An 18,099-nucleotide genomic window follows, 5' to 3' on the forward strand; every position below is an offset into this window, starting at 1 on the left:
CATTAGAAGGAAGTGAAAAATGGCTAAAACTTTGCAGTTCAATGACGACGCTCGCAAGGCACTTGAACGCGGTGTAAACGTTCTGGCTGACACCGTCAAAGTGACACTGGGCCCACGCGGTCGCAACGTTGTTCTTGACAAGCAGTGGGGCGCACCCACAATCACCAACGATGGTGTGACCATCGCACGTGAAGTCGAACTCAACGACCCATACGAAAACCTGGGCGCTCAGCTGGCAAAAGAAGTTGCCACCAAAACAAACGACGTTGCCGGTGACGGAACCACCACCGCAACCGTTTTGGCTCAGGCACTCGTACACGAAGGTCTGCGCAACGTCGCAGCCGGTGCAGCTCCTGGACAGCTGAAGGCTGGCGTTGAAGCAGCTGTTGACGCAGTTGAAGAACGCCTCAAGGAAATCGCACGCGAAGTTGCTGACTCGAAAGAGATCGCACACGTTGCAGCGCTTTCGGCTCAGTCACCTGAAATCGGTGAACTGATCGCAGAAGCCTTCGACAAGGTTGGCAAAGACGGCGTCATCACGATCGACGAATCTCAGGCGTCATCGGTCGAGCTTGAGTTCACTGAAGGTATGCAGTTCGACAAGGGCTTCCTGTCGCCATACTTTGTGACCGACGCTGACCGTCAAGAAGCAGTTCTGTCAGACCCATACATCCTGATCCACCAGGGTAAGATCTCCAACATTCAGGATCTGCTCCCTGTTCTGGAAAAGGTGCAGCAGGCAGGCAAGCCACTTTTCATTGTTGCCGAGGACGTGGAAGGCGAAGCACTGTCCACCCTGGTTGTTAACAAGATCCGTGGAATCCTCAACGTCGCCGCTGTGAAGGCCCCCGGATTCGGCGACCGTCGCAAGGCGATCCTGGAAGACCTCGCAATCCTCACCGGCGGACAGGTCATCACCGCTGACATGGGTATGAAGCTCGACCAGGTCACCCTGGACCAGCTGGGTACCGCCCGCACCATCACCGTCACCAAGGACAACACCACTGTTGTCGACGGTGGAGGATCGCAGGACGACGTTGACGCTCGCACCGCCCAGATCCGTGGCGAAATCGAGAACACCGACTCGTCATGGGACAAGGAGAAGCTGCAGGAACGCTTGGCCAAGCTGGCCGGCGGTGTTGCAGTGATCAAGGTGGGTGCTGCCACCGAGGTCGAACTTAAGGAACGTAAGCACCGCGTCGAAGACGCTGTCTCCGCTACCCGCGCAGCCATTGAAGAAGGTGTAGTTGCTGGTGGTGGATCCGCTCTGATCCACGCAGCTAAGGTTCTTGACGGCAACGACCTGGGCAAGGACCACGACGCTGCAACCGGTGTCAACATTGTTCGCCGTGCAATCGTTCAGCCACTGCGCCAGATCGCAGAAAACGCTGGACAGGACGGCTACGTCGTTGCATCGAAGGTTGCTGAACTGGAAGCGGGACAGGGATACAACGCCGCAACCGGCGAATACGGTGACCTGATCGCTCAGGGAATCATTGACCCAGTCAAGGTGACCCGTTCGGCACTGCGCAACGCTGCATCCATCGCAGCTCTGGTTCTCACTACCGAAACACTGGTCGTTGAGAAGCAGGAAGAAGACGACGAAGACGATAAGTAAACGTCACTTCTAGAAAATCGGGCCTCAAGCATCACGCTTGCGGCCCGATTTTTGTCTCCCGTCATTTACCGCGCATATGCACGTATATTTACATAAAGCTATGACACTACGACGTTTCGTTTTTACTGTTTGGGAGGAAAAGACAATAGAGATAGAAAGACGAAACTGTGCTGTTTCTTGGTCGTGCTGTGGCGGGATTCGCCACCTCTGTCGCTCTCATAGCATCAGCGCTGGGCACCGCAGCCCACGCCAGCCCAACTGACAATACCTACACCGCATCATCTGCACCCGTCTGTGGCGCCGACGCCACCGGGCTTCGTGCAGACGTACCCAAAATCGGAAAACGCAACGTCGTTGAGACCGAACACGCTGACGCAGTTTCCATGTGCATTCGTGGCAGGAAAATGCACATGTTCTCCAAGGTCGACTGGGCGCCTTCCAATGGCAAGTACGAGCACGCACGCGAACCGGCCAACGAACTGCTCTTCCACGTCAACGACGCACTTAAAAGAAAAATACCTGCCAAAGGATTCGAGTTTACTCACGCGGCAGGAAAACAAGCATGGATGATCCCACAGGGCCAGAACCACGACGGCCTCTGGGCAGGCTGGAACACCCAAGACATCGCTGAAAAGGATGTCAAAGGCGGCAAAGTCACCATGCAGCTGAACCAAAAGAAGTCTCAAGCACCAAAGGGTGCCAACGTCGAGGTATTCCAAGACGGTTTGTTTGGTGGACCGCAACGAGTTTTCTCACTCACCGATCTCGAGCACTCCAGCTACGAACAGATCGCAAACGCCCACGTGCATGCTAATTGGGTTTTCACCAAACCGGGTGTCTACCGCCTTGTTTTCGAATCCAGCGCAGTAGTCGGTGGCAAACGCGTCACCGGCGAACAAGAATACGTGTTCGTCGTAGGTGACCTGAACAAAGCTGACCTTGAAGACCTAGACAAGCCTAAGCCCGCGCCTAAACCCACACCTCAAACACCAAAACCAACTCCCACCTCGGAACCAACGACACCACCTTCAGCGCCAGCCACTGATAAGCCCGCCCCCTCACCAAGCGGCAAACCAGAACAGCCGGCACCACAACAACCGGGTGTCACAATCGATGCGAAAGCTGACAAAGAGCAATACGCCGCCGGTGACACAGCGGTACTTAGCGCCACGGTGAACGGTGGCGACGAAAACGGGCTTGTGTCATGGGAACGCAGAGCACCTGGCTCAGACAAGTGGGAACCCGTTGAAGCGGCTCAAGGAAAAGAACTCCGCATCGAAAACCTCGAAGCTACTGACTCGGGCACCGCGTTTCGTGCCGTCTATGCCGGGGAAACACGGTCAAACGAAGTAGAGCTGAAGGTCGAACCAGGTGAATCCGAGGCCCCGCAGGAGCCCCAAGAGCCACAGGAACCAGAGCCTTCCACCTCGGAATCCCCATCTGACGAGGACGACTCTCAGTACGACTTCACACTCACCACGACCTTGGACCAAGACGAATATGTCGAAGGCCAAGACGCACGCGCAGAAGCCACCTACAGCCAAACCTCAGATAACGGCGGACAACCGCTTAAAGTCGCAGGAAAACTGGTGTGGGAAACCCGCGCGTCGGAGTCTGAAAAATGGATGGAATACAAGGACGGTAAGAAGGCAGTATCCTCACGCCAGATCATCATTCCGTCTCTGACTAAAGAGTTCGACGGCGTTCAGTTTCGTGCTGTACACACATCAGGCGACGAACGCGTCGAATCTGAACCAGTCACCCTTAAAGTCGGCTCAGGAGAGGACGCTGAGGGGAACGGCGGAAATGCCGACAACGCCAACGCCGGCAACAGTGGTGGCGCAGGTGCCAACAACAACTCGGCACCCGCACAGGCTCCCGTTGTATGTGTCCCAACCGACGCATCTGGTGCAGCCGGCCAGGGCACTGACGCCAGTGGCCAAAGCAACTCCGGTACAAGCCAAGGAAACAACGGCAGCACAGGCGGTGGAAGCGGCCAGCAGGCCCCTGCAGGCCAGCGTGTTCGCGTGACTGACGGTCACTTCGACTTTGGTGCCCGCCTCAACGGGAAGCGCGCAACCGCGGAAGTGAAAGACGACCGCACCTCGCCACCCGTGTGGCGCAACCCGTCCGACATGACGTTCGTCCTGGGAGACGCGTCGAAGAAGAAGGTCCCAGCCGAATTCGGATTCTTGGGCAAACCTGGAGCCGACATTTACATGATCGGCCAAACGCAGGAGTCGCAAGTTCCATGGCTGGGGTGGAACACACAAGACGAACAACTCGTGAATAACGCAACGAAAGTCACCATGCGACTCGACTCGCTCAACGGTCCCGGCAAACTCAACGTGTTTGTTGGTGGCGGTGGCCTAGGTGGCGGAAGCGTGAAACACGTGTTCCGTAACGCCGGGGACTCCTACGACATTCCTCTGCGCACACACGAACACGGCAACTGGGTGTTCTCGGCACCCGGTAATTACACCGCGACTCTGACGTTCACCGTGAAACTCAAGGACGGATCCACCAGCCAGGCCACCGGAACCCTGAACTTCGAAGTGGGGCAGTCTGCGAAGGCCGGGGCTGGAAACATCACCCCAACTGGCCAGTCGGCGCCCGATCAGAACGCTGACGCACAGTCAGGCGACCAGCAGGGCGGCCAGCCAGGTGACCAGCAGGGCGACCCGGCCACCTCGGACCAGGCAACCGCTGACGCCAACGGCGGTGACTCAAGCGCTCCCGTCAGCAACGCTGATGCCGGCAACATGGACAACTGTGCCCGCCCATCCTTGCCACGCACAGGTGTATCCGGAATATCCGCCGGTCTCATTGGTGGTGGTCTGCTCGTAGGGATCGGAGTCGTTGCCGTAGTTTCGCAACGTCGTCGCCGTTCATGATCAGGCGTACGTTCCTCGCGGTCAGCGCAGTCCTTGTGACGGTGCTGGCCGCGGGGTGTCAGGGGAGTGCATACACCCACCGGAACGCTGACCAGCTTCAGGTGGTTGCCACGACCGGCATCATCGCTGACCTGGTGAAGAACGTTGCCGGTGATGCGGCGAACGTGGTTCCGTTGGTTCCTGCCAACGCGGACCCGCACTCCTACGAACCCACCCTGCGCGATGTCCGCAACATCGTGTACTCAGACGTCGCTTTTTCCAACTACGTCATGCTGGAAGAGCACAAACTCATCAAGACCCTAGACGCGAATATCCCGTCTGACGCACCCAATATTGGGCTCGCAGAAGGCGCTACCAAGTATTCCGCGCGTGTCATCCCCTTGGTCGAAGACGTGACTCTTGACACCGTGTGGCTGGGGTTGCGCGTCTCGGGTGCCGGCAGTGAGTTGGGCGCTGACCGTGCCAGTGAAGTGCGGATGAAAATGACCGAGGTCGTTGCCCCTTCCGGGGGCACCGTCCACGGGTTTCTCACGCAAGCGTTAGGGCAGAACACCCTGTACTTTGACAGTTCAGACGGTGCAGGGGACTCTGACGTGGCGACACTGCCGGTCAATGCACACACCCACTTGAGCTGGGCGTTTTCCAAACCTGGAGTGTACAAGATCACCTTCGAAACGCATCTTGCAACCGACCCGGAAAACGAAACCTACATCGGAAAGGGTACGTACACCTTCGCCGTTGGGGTCGACCCTCACTCCGACCCACAGATGAAAAACAAACGCATCATTGACGAAGGCCACGCGGATCTCACCACCGACCTCGACACCAAACACCTCACCGTTTTTGCCGACTCGGAAAAGGAAACCAGCTCCGACCTCGGCGAAAACTCATACGAACGCAACGTTGCCGGCCACGACAGTCTGAACCCAGACGACACTGTCATTTCAGTGACCAACAAAGCGTGGCAGGAAATCCCACGCGGTTCGAAGTTCTTAGGCGAACCAGGATCGTCCACGTACCTGTTGCCCCAAGCAGTTCTAGGGAAGCACGTACACGGAGAAATGGACCCACACTTGTGGCATGACGTGAGCAACGCAATCGCATACGTCAAACTCATCCGTGACACGCTTGCCCACGCCGACCCAGACAACGCGGGCACATATGAGGCCAACGCCAAACGGTACGTGGACAGGCTAGACGCGCTGGACCGCGAAGTACGCGACACACTTGCGTCTATTCCCAAGGACAAGCGCCACCTCATCACCACGCATGACGCTTTCGCGTACCTCGGCGCAGCATACGACGTGGACATCGCCGGGTTCGTCACCCCCAACCCCGCTGTTGAACCCAGCGTCACGGATCGAATTCGGCTCGCCGACACCATTCGGAATCTCAAAGTCCCAGCGGTCTTCGTTGAACCGCAATTGGGTAGGTCACTCACTCTCAGAACAGTTGCGGACGAAGCGAATGTGAGCGTGTGTGACATCTACTCGGACGCGTTTGACTCCCGCGTCACCACATATGAAGAGCTCATGCGGTTCAACGCACAATCATTGAAAGGATGCCTGACATGAAAGCGATTCGGCTGACAGCGATCGCATGCACGTTACTAGCTGTAGGGGTAATGAGCCCCGCCGCGGTGACCGTTCCCTCCACCGTCACAGCGACCGCGGCTCATGCCACTGGAAACCAACCTTCGGGCAACGGTGCTGAAGACGAAGAAGAAAAGCTCAAACAGAACGTCTCCGATTCCGAAGAACTCAGCGAGGACCAGGCGACGATCGACGCCGGACACGTGGACATTGGCCCACGCCTCACCGACGGCAAGACCGAACTCGTGGCTCGCGACGACACCGCTAACCCACCCGTGTGGCGACACCTGGACAAAACCGTGCTCAAAGTCGTTGATCAAGGCGGCAAGATTCAGATGCCAGACGACGAGCAGTACTCGTTCATTCCAGCCAACGCGGGCGATGACGTGTGGGTGATCCCGCAGGTCGAACAACCCGGTGTCGTGTGGCTGGGGTGGAACACGCAGAACCCCAGCTTCGTCAACGAAGTCGACGGAAACGTCACCTTGTCTCTACGCGGAGTGCAGGGCCCCGGCGACATGGTGGTGTACCTGCAAAACGGCGGATTTGGTGCCCCACAGGTCGTGTGGGATGACCAGCAACGCGACGCCTCCGTGGACCTCAACACGCACACGCACGCCAACTGGGTATTCACCAAGCCGGGGGAGTATTTGGTGAAGATGTCCGTGAGCGCGAAAACCACCTCGGGCGAAAAATTAGAAGACACCCAAACCATTCGCCTTGCCGTGGGCGACCAAGCCGACGTAGACAAAGCCGCCAGCATGCAGTGGGAGGGCTCAGACGACTCTTCTAACGAATCCGGGCAGAACGAAAACTCGGAAGACAACACAGCCGCTGGGAAGTCGGACGGCAACTCTGCGCTACCACTGATCGCGGCGGGAGTGGGCGGCGTGTTCCTCATTGCCGTCATCTCGGTAGCGGTCATGTCAGCGAACGCACGCAAGCGCAAGAAGGCCGCAGGGATGGACGAGTGAGCGCACACGACACGACCACTGTTTTAGACGTCCGCGACCTGTGTACAAAACTGGGCGGGCGGTCGGTTCTTGAGAACCTTAACCTGGAGATCTCTGCGGGCAGTTTCGTAGGTCTCGTGGGTCCCAACGGGGCTGGAAAGACTACCTTGCTGCGCTCCATCCTCGGACTGATTCCGTGCCGCGGGAAGGTGACTTTGCAGGCCGAGGTGGGTGTTGGGTATGTGCCTCAAAAGCACGAGTTTGCGTGGGACTTCCCGATTTCGGTTGAAGACACGGTGCTCACCGGTAAGCGCTTCAAGTTGTGGCAACGCCCCACCGTCGAGGATTACAAAGCGGTCAATAACGCGCTCAAGCAAGTACATCTTTCAGAGGTCAAGGACCGTCCCGTTGCCGAACTGTCCGGGGGACAAAAGCAACGTGTCTTGGTGGCTCGCGCACTTGTCTCGCATCCGCAGCTGCTGGTGCTCGACGAACCCTTCACCGGTGTCGACGTGCCCACCCAGGAACTGCTCACTGACCTGTTTATCTCCCTTGCAAAGGAAGGCACCGTGGTGCTCATGGCCACCCACGATCTGGTGGCAGCCATGCACACGTGTACACACATTGCAATGCTCAAAGGCAACATCCGGGCGTACGACTCACCACACAACCTGACCGACCCGCAACTGTGGTGCGATGTGTTCAGTCTCAAACCGCAGTCACCTCTGCTGACAGCGCTGGGGGTGAGCGCATGAGCGTGTTCGACTTCTTCGCAGACCTCACCAACCCGCTTCTGGTTTTTCTGCCTAAGGCACTCATGGTCGCCACGATGGCGAGCATTCTGTGCGGTGTCGTGGGCTGCTTCGTGGTGTTGCGCGGCATGAGTTTCATTGGTGACGCGGTGGCTCACTCGGTATTTCCGGGGCTTGCCGTCGCGTTTGTGGTAGGCGGAAACCTGGTTGTGGGTGGCGCGATCGCCGGTGTTGTGACGGCACTTTTGGTGGCGATCTTTTCGCAGTTCCGCAGGCTCAAAGAAGACTCGGTCATTGGTGTGTTCTTCGTGGCGGCGTTCGCGTTGGGAATCGTCATCATTTCGCAGTCTCCCGGCTACGCAGGGTCGCTCACGGATTTTTTGTTCGGGTCGATCACAGGTATCCCCACATCAGACGTGTACGTTGTCGCTATCACTGCTTGCGTCGTGATCGCGGTTCTCATGGTTTTCTTGCGCGACCTTGTCACGGTGAGCATCGACCGTGAGTACGCGCGAGCGTTGGGGCTCCGCGTCTTCTGGTTGGACATCGTCCTCTACATTGCGGTGACCTTGGCAATCGTTGTCTCGATCAGGACCATTGGAAACATCCTGGTGCTGTCGTTGCTCATCACCCCGGCGGCAACCGCGAGGCTCCTCACCGACAAACTCTCCACCATGATGTTCCTAGCACCCGCGCTGGGAGCAGTGTCGGCGTTCATTGGGCTCTATATTTCTTGGACTGCTGACTTCCCCGTGGGCGGAACGATCGTCCTGGTGCTCACCAGCTTCTTCCTGCTCGCATGGCTGTTTGCCCCACGACACGGGATGGTGGCGCGTCTGTGACACGTCGATTTTGGGTAGCAATCTGTGCTGTGGTGTCGCTGGTGTTTGTGCCGCACGTGACACCTCAACCGGCGTACGCCAACGCAGTGTTTGAGGCACGTGACAACGAGCTCACGCTGAATCCGAAAGAGTGGAAGGCCACAGGGCCAGTGACACTGAGCGTGTCTGCCGGCGCGAAAGTCGCTGATAGCTCTGACGGTGCTGAACCCGCGGGTGACACTGACCCTCGCACCATTTCTGACGAAGTGACCTTCGACGGGGAACACTTGCCGTTTGCGGTACAGACGAAGCCGTCGAAACCGGTGAGTGTGCAGGTGAAAGCCACCCCTGGCACCTACTGTTTGAGCATCCACGCACACTCTCTTGGCAAAACGGAGCCACGGCAGCACACCCAAACCATCCGGGTTGAGTCCACAGACGACACCACCACGATCGACACCGACCCAGCAGACTGCCCAACCGACCTCGACGACAAACACCGCATCAAACCCCCTGAGCTTGGAGCCAAACAACACACGGTCAAGGCGGAAAACACCTCGGCGGGGTACCTTGCCAACGCCGATTTCGACGCACGCGGACTGGACGGGCGCGTGCGCATGGCATTCCGACACGACGGACACGGAACCATGGGCGTCATCAACCCCAACCGCACTAAAGGCGGGAACATCGCGGCCCGTGGGGACGCGTTCGCCTACGACATTTCGGCCCCAACAATTGAACCCTTGCACTTGACGTTTTCGGAGCCGGGAACCCACTGCGTCGCCTACTCCATGTACAGGGACGACGCCAAGAAACCGGCGCGCAACGGGATGCTGACGGTCACCGCAAAAGGGGCCGAGGTGGCTGACGACCAGGCAGCGGACGGCCAGGATGCTGGTGACGGGGATACGGACAACCGGGAGGCAGAAGGTCGGGTGGCGGACTCACAGTGCGCGCCCACAACCCCGGTCCCTCGGAACCCAGCCGAAAGCCCCTCCGACTCACACGACACGTCGACCGACGACAAAGACGCGGACAACGCAGACGCAACGGAACCTGGGGAGGAGGGTGACACCTCGGGCAACATGCCGGGCCAATACGGCGCCGCGCCGGGACTCCCCGGACTGACCGTGCCGACTCCCGCCGCACTGCCCTTCCAGCCAGTTGCTGCCAACGTGTGCGCACCGGCAGGTGAAGGACAAATGGTTGACGTGACTCAAGGTCAGGTGCTCATCAACCCCACCCAGGTCAAAGTGAACGGGGCAGAACGCGCACCCTCAACCGTCAACGTCACCGTGCCAGATTCAGCGCGCACCGCGTTCACACCTTCAACAACGCAGGACAAAGAATTCGCCACCCCCGGATCTCAGGTATGGGCAACCGGTGGCCAAAACGCGCCCGCAGTGGGGTGGAGCGCAAACGACCTGGACCCGGCGCTCGTGAAGTCCATGGAGGTGACGCTCACCCGCGTGAGCGGACCGGGGAGCGTCCTCATTCAGCAAAAAGATGCGCTGGGGAAGAACACCAAAAACCTTCGTCAGGGGTCACAGTCGACGGTCACACCTGGGCAGTTCAGCACCCCCACCTTCATGTTTAACCAACCAGGTGCGTATGACGTGGAGTTTGAAACGCTGACTCGTGAGGTTCACGGGCACGAACGCCGGGCCACTGTTCTCCTTCGGTTCAACGTGGGTAAGAAACTGCCTGCTCAGGTGGCCGGCTCGCCCCTGGGTGCGCTCATTGGTCACTGCCAAGCGGCCTCGATCACTGGGGACACGGTGCGTGGCAACCCGCCCGCGAAACCTCCCCAAGCGACCCCAGAAACGCCCTCGGTCGAAGGTCCATCGAACTGGTGGTGGGGAGTCTTTGGGGCAGCGCTCGCGTGCAGTGTTGCGCTGGCGATCCTGGCAGCCCGCGTGTGGGTCAGGGAGGACTCATAATGCACCGTGAAGACGAACGGTACGCCAGCAGCCTGCAGGACACCGTCGAAATCCCCAAGGTCACTACGAAACCCAAGGCCAGTACGAAAGCCAAGGCCAGTACGAAGGCGGCAACGACCTCGGCGGGGGTATCACGGTGGTGGGCAATCCCGCTCATGGCGATGTCGATTGCGATGGTCGTACTTGCAGGGCTGGTGTTTGTAAACCTCCGCGCGGACGGGGCGGACAGCCAGGCCGAGGAAGTTGTGGAGATTCCAGCGCCGGTTGCGCCTTCCATGCCGGCCGTTGACCCGGTGGCAGGTGGGGTTGCCGTCGATAACCCGTGGTTGCGCGAGACGAGTGAAAAATCGGGGATCCCCAAGCGCGTTCTGCAGGCGTATGTCGCGGCAACGGTGTGGGCTGCTCAGCGCAGTCCGCAGTGCGGGTTGTCGTGGAATACATTGGCTGGAATCGGCAAAATCGAGACCGATCACGGGCGCTACAAGGGTGCCAGCGTGAACGACTCCGGCGAGGTTACGCCCCACCTCTTTGGTGTTCAACTGCGTGGTGAAGGCACGGCGCATATCCGCGACACTGACGGCGGGCGACTCGACGGCGACCGCACACACGACCGAGCTGTGGGCCCCATGCAGTTCATCCCCACAACATGGAACCAGGTGGCGGTGGACGGCAACGGCGACGGCACAAAAGACCCGCACAACATTGACGACGCGACAGCGTCCGCGGCAGCTTTTCTGTGCGCGAACAACCGCAACCTGAGCGACCTGAACGGATACACGGACGCGATCAAGGCCTACAACCCGTCCGATCAATACGTGCGCGACGTAGCGAATGAAGCGCAACGCATTGCCCAAGTCGTGGGTCAGCCGGCGCAAAGCGAGCAAAACGGCGCAATATAATGCGTAGTCTCGCTCGTTTTGCGCCGTTTCGTCAGGCCGTTGAGCTGATGGGGCCCGAGGTGTCGGTAGGGTAAGGGGCATGAGAAGCCCGCTACGACCTCGGGAAGGGATCAGCGCAACCCGGTTGCGCGCACCTGGCGGCAATCAGACGCACTCCCGCCAACACGAACCAGTTCCCGCGACTGTCCGTGACTGGCTGTTAGCCGACTTCCCGGATTCGCGTGAGGAGCTCGACTACATCGCCGATCCTGCCGGAGGCGGGCTCGTAGACGAAAACGGCCGGCCGGTCACCCTGGAAACACCTGTGACCCCGGGTGGCTTCTACTTCTTCCATAGGGTCGTGCCACCGGAGGCGCGCGTGCCGTTCGACGTGACCGTGGTGCATGAGGACGAGCACCTGCTGGTAGTGGACAAACCCCACTTCTTGGCCTCGACTCCCAACGGGCGATTTGTGCGCGAATGCGTGGTCACGCGGTTGCGGGTAGAACGTGACGAACCGGACCTGGTGGCCATTCACCGGCTTGACCGTGTGACGGCTGGGCTCTTGATTTTGTCGCGCAATCCGGGCACGCGCGGGGCGTATCAGCGGCTTTTTCAAGACCGAAAAGTGGATAAAACCTATGAGGCCTTAGCGGTTCTTCCCGGCGACTTCGACCCGGCAGCGTTTCCGCTCGAGTGCGAGTCGCGAATCGAAAAAGACAAGGGAACACGTGGTGTTAAAAAAGTCGACGGGCCCATCAACGCGCGTTCTCGTATCGAGTTTTCACACGTGGTTGGTACGTATGAGGGTGATCCCGTTGGGCGGTTTGTGCTCACTCCGCACACGGGCAAAACCCATCAGTTGCGGGTTCACTTGTTAGGCGCTGGCGTGCCGATCCTGGGTGACCCCGTTTACCCGCACGACCTAGACCAGGACCCGTACGATTTTTCGCACCCCCTGCGTTTGTGTGCCGTTGGGCTTGAGTTCCGAGATCCGCTCAGTGGTGAGGAACGCCGGTTTACTTCCGGGATCCAGTTGAAGGTGTGATCGCTCTATCACAGCATTCCGCCAACCATTCCGGTGAAGTAGGGGACCAGCCAAATACCCCACACCACAAGCGAGAACTTGTGGAAGACTGCACGCGCACGGTCCGAACCTTTGATCATGACGTAAAGCGCCCACACAAAGTGGATGGCCATGAGCAGAAGCGCCAACGCTCCGGTGACCGCCATGATGAGCCCCAAGATCTGGGCGGCCTCGCCACCAAAAGAGAAAGAGTCGGACTGCGCGATTCGGCGCATGAACTCGGTTCCAGTTGCGTCGCACACCAATCCCAGCCCAAACAGGATCACATGGGGCCACGTGAGAACTTTTTTCTTATGTTCTGCCCACACACCCATGGTGTAGAAAACCAGGGCTGCAGTGATGAAAGCAATAGCAAAAATCAACATAACTTAAGTGTGCTCTTAGCCCCTCTCGAATCCATCGCCCAGCGGGTTGGTTGTCCCATCAACCAAATGGTTGAGCCACCTGTTTATAAACTCACACCCTCACGGTCATGACTGCCAGTCGAAAGCGTTAGGATTGCGGGTATTGGTAGGACAAAAGGGGAGGGACCCAATGAGCGAAGTTGAACAGCATTTCCGCGAAGCAGAGAATCCGTTTTCACTCACCGGTTTGACCTACGACGACGTCCTGTTGCTCCCCGGAGACACCGACGTCATCCCGTCTGAAGCTTCAACCCGCACCCGGTTGACTCGCGAACTCGACATCAACATCCCTCTGATTTCTGCCGCAATGGACACGGTGACCGAAAGCCGGATGGCTATTGCCATGGCACGCATCGGTGGAATTGGAATCATCCACCGTAACTTGAGCAAAGAAGACCAGGCAGCCCAGGTCGACTATGTAAAGCGCTCGGAGTCGGGCATGATCACCGACCCCGTGACCATCACCGCCGACAAGACCCTGCAAGAGCTCGACGAAATGTGTGGCCAGTACCGCATCTCGGGTCTGCCTGTTGTGGACGAAAACAACGTGCTCGTGGGAATCATCACCAACCGTGACCTGCGCTTTGTTCCTCGTGCAGAGTTCGCCACAAAAACGGTTGGCGAAATCATGACGAAGGCACCTTTGATCACAGCTCCAGTAGGCGTGAGCTCAGAAGAAGCCTTTGAAATCCTGGCTGAACACAAGGTCGAGAAGCTGCCACTCGTCGACGAGAACAATGTGATCCGCGGGCTCATCACCGTTAAAGACTTCGTCAAGAGCGAAGAGTACCCCCTGGCGTCCAAGGACTCCGAAGGCCGGCTCCTTGTAGGTGCCGCAGTAGGGTTCTACGGAGACGCGCTGGAGCGTGCCGGCCTGCTGGCCGAAGCTGGCGCTGACGTCATCGTGGTGGACACGGCTAACGGTCACGCACGCGGTGTCACGGACATGATCAAGACCCTCAAGGAGGACCCGGCTTTTTCGCACGTCCAAGTTATTGGTGGAAACGTCGCCACCCGCGAAGGCGCGCAAGCACTCATCGACGCAGGAGCCGACGCTATCAAGGTGGGAGTTGGACCAGGGTCGATCTGCACCACCCGCATCGTGGCAGGTGTAGGAGTTCCACAGGTCACCGCGATTCACTTGGCCTACCAGGCCGCACGCGAAGCCGGCGTTCCGGTGATCGGTGACGGTGGATTGCAGTATTCGGGTGACATTGGCAAGGCACTGGTCGCCGGTGCCGACTCCGTGATGCTCGGTAGCCTCCTAGCCGGATGTAAGGAATCCCCAGGTGAACTGCTCCTGGTGAACGGAAAGCAGTACAAAACGTACCGTGGCATGGGCTCGTTGGGTGCCATGGCGCCACGTAAGGGGCGTTCGTACTCCAAGGACCGCTACTTCCAGGCCGATGTCGCCACCGACACTGATCTCATCCCAGAAGGCGTCGAAGGTCGGGTCGCTTACCGCGGTGAACTCAAGAACGTCGCTTACCAGCTCACGGGTGGGCTGCGCCAAACCATGTTCTACGTGGGCGCGCGCACGATTCCTGAGCTCAAAGAGCAAGGACGCTTTGTGCGCTTGACCGCGGCTGGACTTAAAGAAAGCCACCCACACGACATTCAGATGACGGTGGAAGCGCCCAACTACCAGTCACGCTAAGAGCGGTTCGCGAAACTCACACACTGCATGTACAGTGTGGTGCAGACTCGGGGTGCCTGTACAGGCTGAGATCATACCCGTGAACCTGTTTGGTTAATGCCTGCGAAGGGAAGTCAGCGTGACGCTTGTATCTGAAAGTCGTACCGGAAACACCCCGGAATTCACTCCCGCGTTTCTCACCCACATGCGTGAACTCACGCCCCTGGTGCAATGCATTACCAACACTGTGGTGCAAGAAGTTGCCGCGAACATTCTGCTTGCAGCGGGCGCGTCACCTGCCATGATCGACCACGAAGCTGACGCAGCCGCATTCGCCAAAGTCGCCAACGGTGTATCGGTGAACTTTGGGACCCCCAGCTCGCACACGTACCTGTCGATTGACGCTGCCGTGCAGCAACGCACCGAGGACGGAACAACCTGGGTGCTAGACCCGGTTGGTCTGGGAGTGGCTCCGTTCCGAACTGCCCGGGTTTTCCGGGCTCTGAGTGAACGCCCCACCGTGGTGCGCGGCAACGCCTCAGAGGTGGCGGGGCTAGCCGGAATGGGTCAGGGCGCCCGAGGTATCGAAGCAGTGGACGATGTTGAGTCGGCTTTGCCTGCCGCGAGTAAACTCAGCAACGAATACGGTTCCGTTGTCGCTATTTCTGGCCCCACTGACGCAATCGTCACCACGATCGGCGAAACCACCTATGTCAGCCACGTTTCAGGCGGGTCCACCTACATGCCACTCGTCGTAGGAACCGGATGCTCCCTGGGAGCGCTCGTAGCAGGGTACGCAGGAACAGCCCACCACCTCCTCGGCGAATCAACTACCACGGAAGAAAAACTCACCCGCTACCACCAAGCCACCGTGACCGCGCACGCACACTTTGCGGCAGCCGGTCTGCGCGCACACGAACTGGCAGACGGGCCAGGTAGCTTCAAAGTTCATTTCCTGGACCAACTTCACGCAGTTACCGAAACTGATCTGCACGCAATCAACGTGACCACGGAGGAACTGTGACCAATCCGCGTTTGAGCGACATCGACGGGTCCCTGTACTTCATCACCGACACCAAAATGTGCGAACAAGCGGGACGCACGGTGGCACAAACGGTTGAACTGGCAGTAGCCGGAGGCGCGGGAATCGTCCAAGTGCGCGACAAGCACGCCACCGACGCAACCTTCGCGCACATCACTTTGAGCGTGCTCGAGGCAGTCGAAAACGCCCGCCACACTAACAACATCACCCGCCCAGTGCCCGTGTTCGTTAACGACCGTGTCAATGTCGCTGCCAGCCTCATTCACGACGGCCACGACGTCCATGTCCACGTGGGGCAAGATGACACGAGCGTGACCCAGGTTCGTGAACTCATCGGAAACACCCCGCTGGTAGGCCTGTCCGCCAACACCCCGGAAGACATCGAAGCCGCCCGCGCCCACGGCGACTTCGGCAACGGGGGAGTAGACCTCCTGGGCGTGGGCCCCGTGTGGGACACCGCAACTAAAGAAGGTGCCCCAGCCGGGCTTGGAGTCGACACACTCAAAAACCTCATTGCCACCTCGGCGATCCCGGCCTTTGCCATTGGCGGAATTACAGCTGAGCGGGCAGCGCAACTGACAGACACCTCGGTCGCGGGGGTATGCGTGGTATCAGCAATCTGCCTTGCCCCCGACCCGCAAGTCGAGGCACGCAAAATTCACCACGCATTCCAGAACTGACCCTCTGACCCCCTGTGGGGAACCCAAACCATCCACCCCACACGTAAAGGAGATCGACATGTCACGACCCCCTGTCGCGTTGAGTATCGCGGGAACAGACCCCTCCGGTGGAGCAGGCGTTCACGCCGACCTAAAAACCTTCACGGCCCTGCGCGCATACGGAACCTCGGTGATTACCGCGCTGGTCGCACAGAACACACACGGAGTCTCCCGCGTGTACGGGATCGACAACGACTTTGTGTCTGACCAGTTCGACTCGGTGCTGACGGACATGCCCGTTGACGCCACCAAAACCGGGATGCTGGGCACGCGCCAACTCGTGGAATTGGTTGCGGAACGTGCCGGCCGAGGTGGTTTAGGGTTCCTGGTCGTCGACCCTGTCATGGTGGCCACCTCCGGGCACCGACTGCTTGAAGAAGACGCCGTGGATGCCGTGCGCACGCTCATGGTGCCCGCCGCCCACGTCATCACGCCCAACCTTCCCGAAGCCGCGCTGCTCTTGGGTGACGACGTTGAGCCAGCCCGCGACCTCGACACCATGCGCTACCAGGCGCGCGAATTGATCGAACGCGGCGCCCGAGGTGTTCTGGTCAAAGGTGGGCACGGCGACGGCGACGAGGTACTCGACGTGTTGGCGCTCAACGACGGCACCAACGTCAACCTCACCGAATACCGCCACCAGCGCATCACCACCCCCAACACGCACGGAACCGGGTGCACGCTCTCAGCCGCGATTACCGCGCTCGCTGCCCGGCAGGTTCTAGAAGGAACCCTGGATGTTCCCGAGGTCGTTGGCACCGCCCTTGACTACCTCGCTCGCGCTTTGGAATCCGGCAAAGACTGGACACTGTCACTCGACCCCAACGGGGCCCACGGCCCCGTCGACCACATGGTGACGATCCCATCTCCGTGAAGTCTGACTGACAGCCTCCCTGAAACCCATCTCACTCAAACCCAACCCACTGAAAGGAACACTCATGACTACGACGACCTCGGCCGCCGAAATTGGTCGTGAACTACGTAACCTTTACGTTGCTGGCCCCCGCACGCAAGCCCTGTGGGACTCCTGCGACGACATCATCACCGCAACCGAAAACCTCACGTACCTGCAGGAACTTGCAGCCGGCGACCTGGACGCGCGCGCATTCACCAACTACCTCATCCAGGACGAAATCTACCTGGACGGGTACGCACGTACCATGCTCCTGCTGGGGCACCGGGCCGCTAACAACGAAGACATGCGGTTCTGGGCGACCTCGGCGGGAACGGCCGTTGCGGTAGAAAACGAAATGCACGAAGCGCTGCTCGAATCGACCGAATTTTCACAGCACATTGCCGAACTCAACGACGAGAACGGAAAACCAGTCGCTTCGCCCACGACCTTGGGGTACGTGTCATTCCTCATGGCAACCGCTACCACCGAACCGTACGAAGTGGGTGTGGCCGGCGTTCTCCCATGCTTCTGGGTGTACGCCCACGTAGGTAAGGTGCTCACCCGCCTGGTAGGCGACGGGATGGACGCGCACCCGTACAAGCAGTGGATCGAAGAATACGACTCAGAAGAGTTCGACGCCGGAACCCGCCAGGCCGTCGAAATTCTGGAACGCGAGCTGGAAAACGCACGCCCAGCAGAACGCGAAAAAATGGAAAAGACATTCCGCCAGGCGTGCATGTACGAACTGCACTTCTGGGCTTCTGCTCGCGTTGTAGAACGTTTTGAACTGGTGAAGTAAAAGTCCGCTAGAACCCCTCACTTTGCGTTGAGTTGCGCATACCATGAGTTCAACGCAGGTTGGCCAGGT

15 protein-coding genes and 1 riboswitch are annotated in these 18,099 nt (G+C 59.1%); of the genes, 14 read left to right on the plus strand and 1 reads right to left on the minus strand.

The window, feature by feature from the left end:
• Positions 1–19 precede the first annotated feature (19 nt).
• The 9 genes from groL to MHX53_RS01705 all read left to right on the plus strand — a co-directional run bounded on the left by groL (position 20) and on the right by MHX53_RS01705 (position 12,496).
• Positions 20–1,618 carry a chaperonin GroEL gene (gene groL / locus MHX53_RS01665; RefSeq protein ID WP_239271024.1) on the plus strand — a complete coding sequence of 533 codons (1,599 nt, stop codon included), beginning with the start codon at positions 20–22 and terminating at the stop codon, positions 1,616–1,618.
• 167 nt (positions 1,619–1,785) lie between these two features.
• A complete protein-coding gene (locus MHX53_RS01670; protein ID WP_239271025.1) occupies positions 1,786–4,512 on the plus strand; it encodes a choice-of-anchor M domain-containing protein in 2,727 nt (908 codons plus the stop codon).
• The gene (locus tag MHX53_RS01675; protein WP_239271026.1) at positions 4,509–6,086 is read left to right on the plus strand and encodes an anchored repeat ABC transporter, substrate-binding protein; all 1,578 of its coding nucleotides are present in this window, start codon (positions 4,509–4,511) and stop codon (positions 6,084–6,086) included. Before MHX53_RS01670 ends, MHX53_RS01675 begins: the two co-directional genes overlap by 4 nt.
• Entirely contained in the window at positions 6,083–7,078 is a 996-nt protein-coding gene (locus MHX53_RS01680; RefSeq protein WP_239271027.1) for a choice-of-anchor M domain-containing protein, read from the plus strand. The genes MHX53_RS01675 and MHX53_RS01680 overlap by 4 nt, the downstream gene beginning before the upstream one ends.
• Entirely contained in the window at positions 7,075–7,812 is a 738-nt protein-coding gene (locus MHX53_RS01685) for an anchored repeat-type ABC transporter ATP-binding subunit (protein ID WP_102239146.1), read from the plus strand. Before MHX53_RS01680 ends, MHX53_RS01685 begins: the two co-directional genes overlap by 4 nt.
• Positions 7,809–8,651, plus strand: coding sequence for an anchored repeat-type ABC transporter permease subunit (locus MHX53_RS01690; RefSeq protein WP_204514833.1), 843 nt, complete (start codon positions 7,809–7,811; stop codon positions 8,649–8,651). Before MHX53_RS01685 ends, MHX53_RS01690 begins: the two co-directional genes overlap by 4 nt.
• On the plus strand, positions 8,648–10,570 hold the full coding sequence (locus MHX53_RS01695; protein WP_239271028.1) for a hypothetical protein: 1,923 nt from the start codon (positions 8,648–8,650) through the stop codon (positions 10,568–10,570). The genes MHX53_RS01690 and MHX53_RS01695 overlap by 4 nt, the downstream gene beginning before the upstream one ends.
• Complete coding sequence (locus MHX53_RS01700; RefSeq protein ID WP_239271029.1) at positions 10,570–11,469, plus strand: lytic murein transglycosylase; 900 nt, start codon at positions 10,570–10,572, stop codon at positions 11,467–11,469. Before MHX53_RS01695 ends, MHX53_RS01700 begins: the two co-directional genes overlap by 1 nt.
• A gap of 79 nt (positions 11,470–11,548) precedes the next feature.
• Positions 11,549–12,496, plus strand: a complete 948-nt coding sequence (locus MHX53_RS01705) for a pseudouridine synthase (protein WP_239271030.1) — start codon at positions 11,549–11,551, stop codon at positions 12,494–12,496.
• Between the two features lie 8 nt (positions 12,497–12,504).
• On the opposite strand, the gene MHX53_RS01710 is transcribed toward MHX53_RS01705, so the two are convergent.
• Complete coding sequence (locus MHX53_RS01710; RefSeq protein WP_204514829.1) at positions 12,505–12,900, minus strand: HsmA family protein; 396 nt, start codon at positions 12,898–12,900, stop codon at positions 12,505–12,507.
• Positions 12,901–13,069: 169 nt separating this feature from the next.
• On the opposite strand from MHX53_RS01710, the gene guaB reads away from it, so the two are divergent.
• The 5 genes from guaB to MHX53_RS01735 all read left to right on the plus strand — a co-directional run bounded on the left by guaB (position 13,070) and on the right by MHX53_RS01735 (position 18,030).
• Entirely contained in the window at positions 13,070–14,596 is a 1,527-nt protein-coding gene (gene guaB, locus MHX53_RS01715) for an IMP dehydrogenase (RefSeq protein ID WP_239271031.1), read from the plus strand.
• A 38-nt stretch (positions 14,597–14,634) separates the two neighbouring features.
• Positions 14,635–14,724: riboswitch (TPP riboswitch) on the plus strand.
• The gene (gene thiM, locus MHX53_RS01720; RefSeq protein WP_239271032.1) at positions 14,715–15,599 is read left to right on the plus strand and encodes a hydroxyethylthiazole kinase; all 885 of its coding nucleotides are present in this window, start codon (positions 14,715–14,717) and stop codon (positions 15,597–15,599) included. (Overlaps the previous riboswitch by 10 nt.)
• Positions 15,596–16,297 carry a thiamine phosphate synthase gene (thiE, locus tag MHX53_RS01725; RefSeq protein ID WP_239271033.1) on the plus strand — a complete coding sequence of 234 codons (702 nt, stop codon included), beginning with the start codon at positions 15,596–15,598 and terminating at the stop codon, positions 16,295–16,297. The genes thiM and thiE overlap by 4 nt, the downstream gene beginning before the upstream one ends.
• Before the next feature lie 58 nt (positions 16,298–16,355).
• Complete coding sequence (thiD, locus tag MHX53_RS01730; protein ID WP_239271034.1) at positions 16,356–17,210, plus strand: bifunctional hydroxymethylpyrimidine kinase/phosphomethylpyrimidine kinase; 855 nt, start codon at positions 16,356–16,358, stop codon at positions 17,208–17,210.
• Positions 17,211–17,274: 64 nt separating this feature from the next.
• Entirely contained in the window at positions 17,275–18,030 is a 756-nt protein-coding gene (locus MHX53_RS01735) for a TenA family protein (RefSeq protein ID WP_239271035.1), read from the plus strand.
• Positions 18,031–18,099: the final 69 nt, after the last annotated feature.

It is taken from the genome of Brevibacterium sp. ACRRH (assembly GCF_022346365.1).
Lineage (GTDB): Bacteria > Actinomycetota > Actinomycetes > Actinomycetales > Brevibacteriaceae > Brevibacterium > Brevibacterium paucivorans.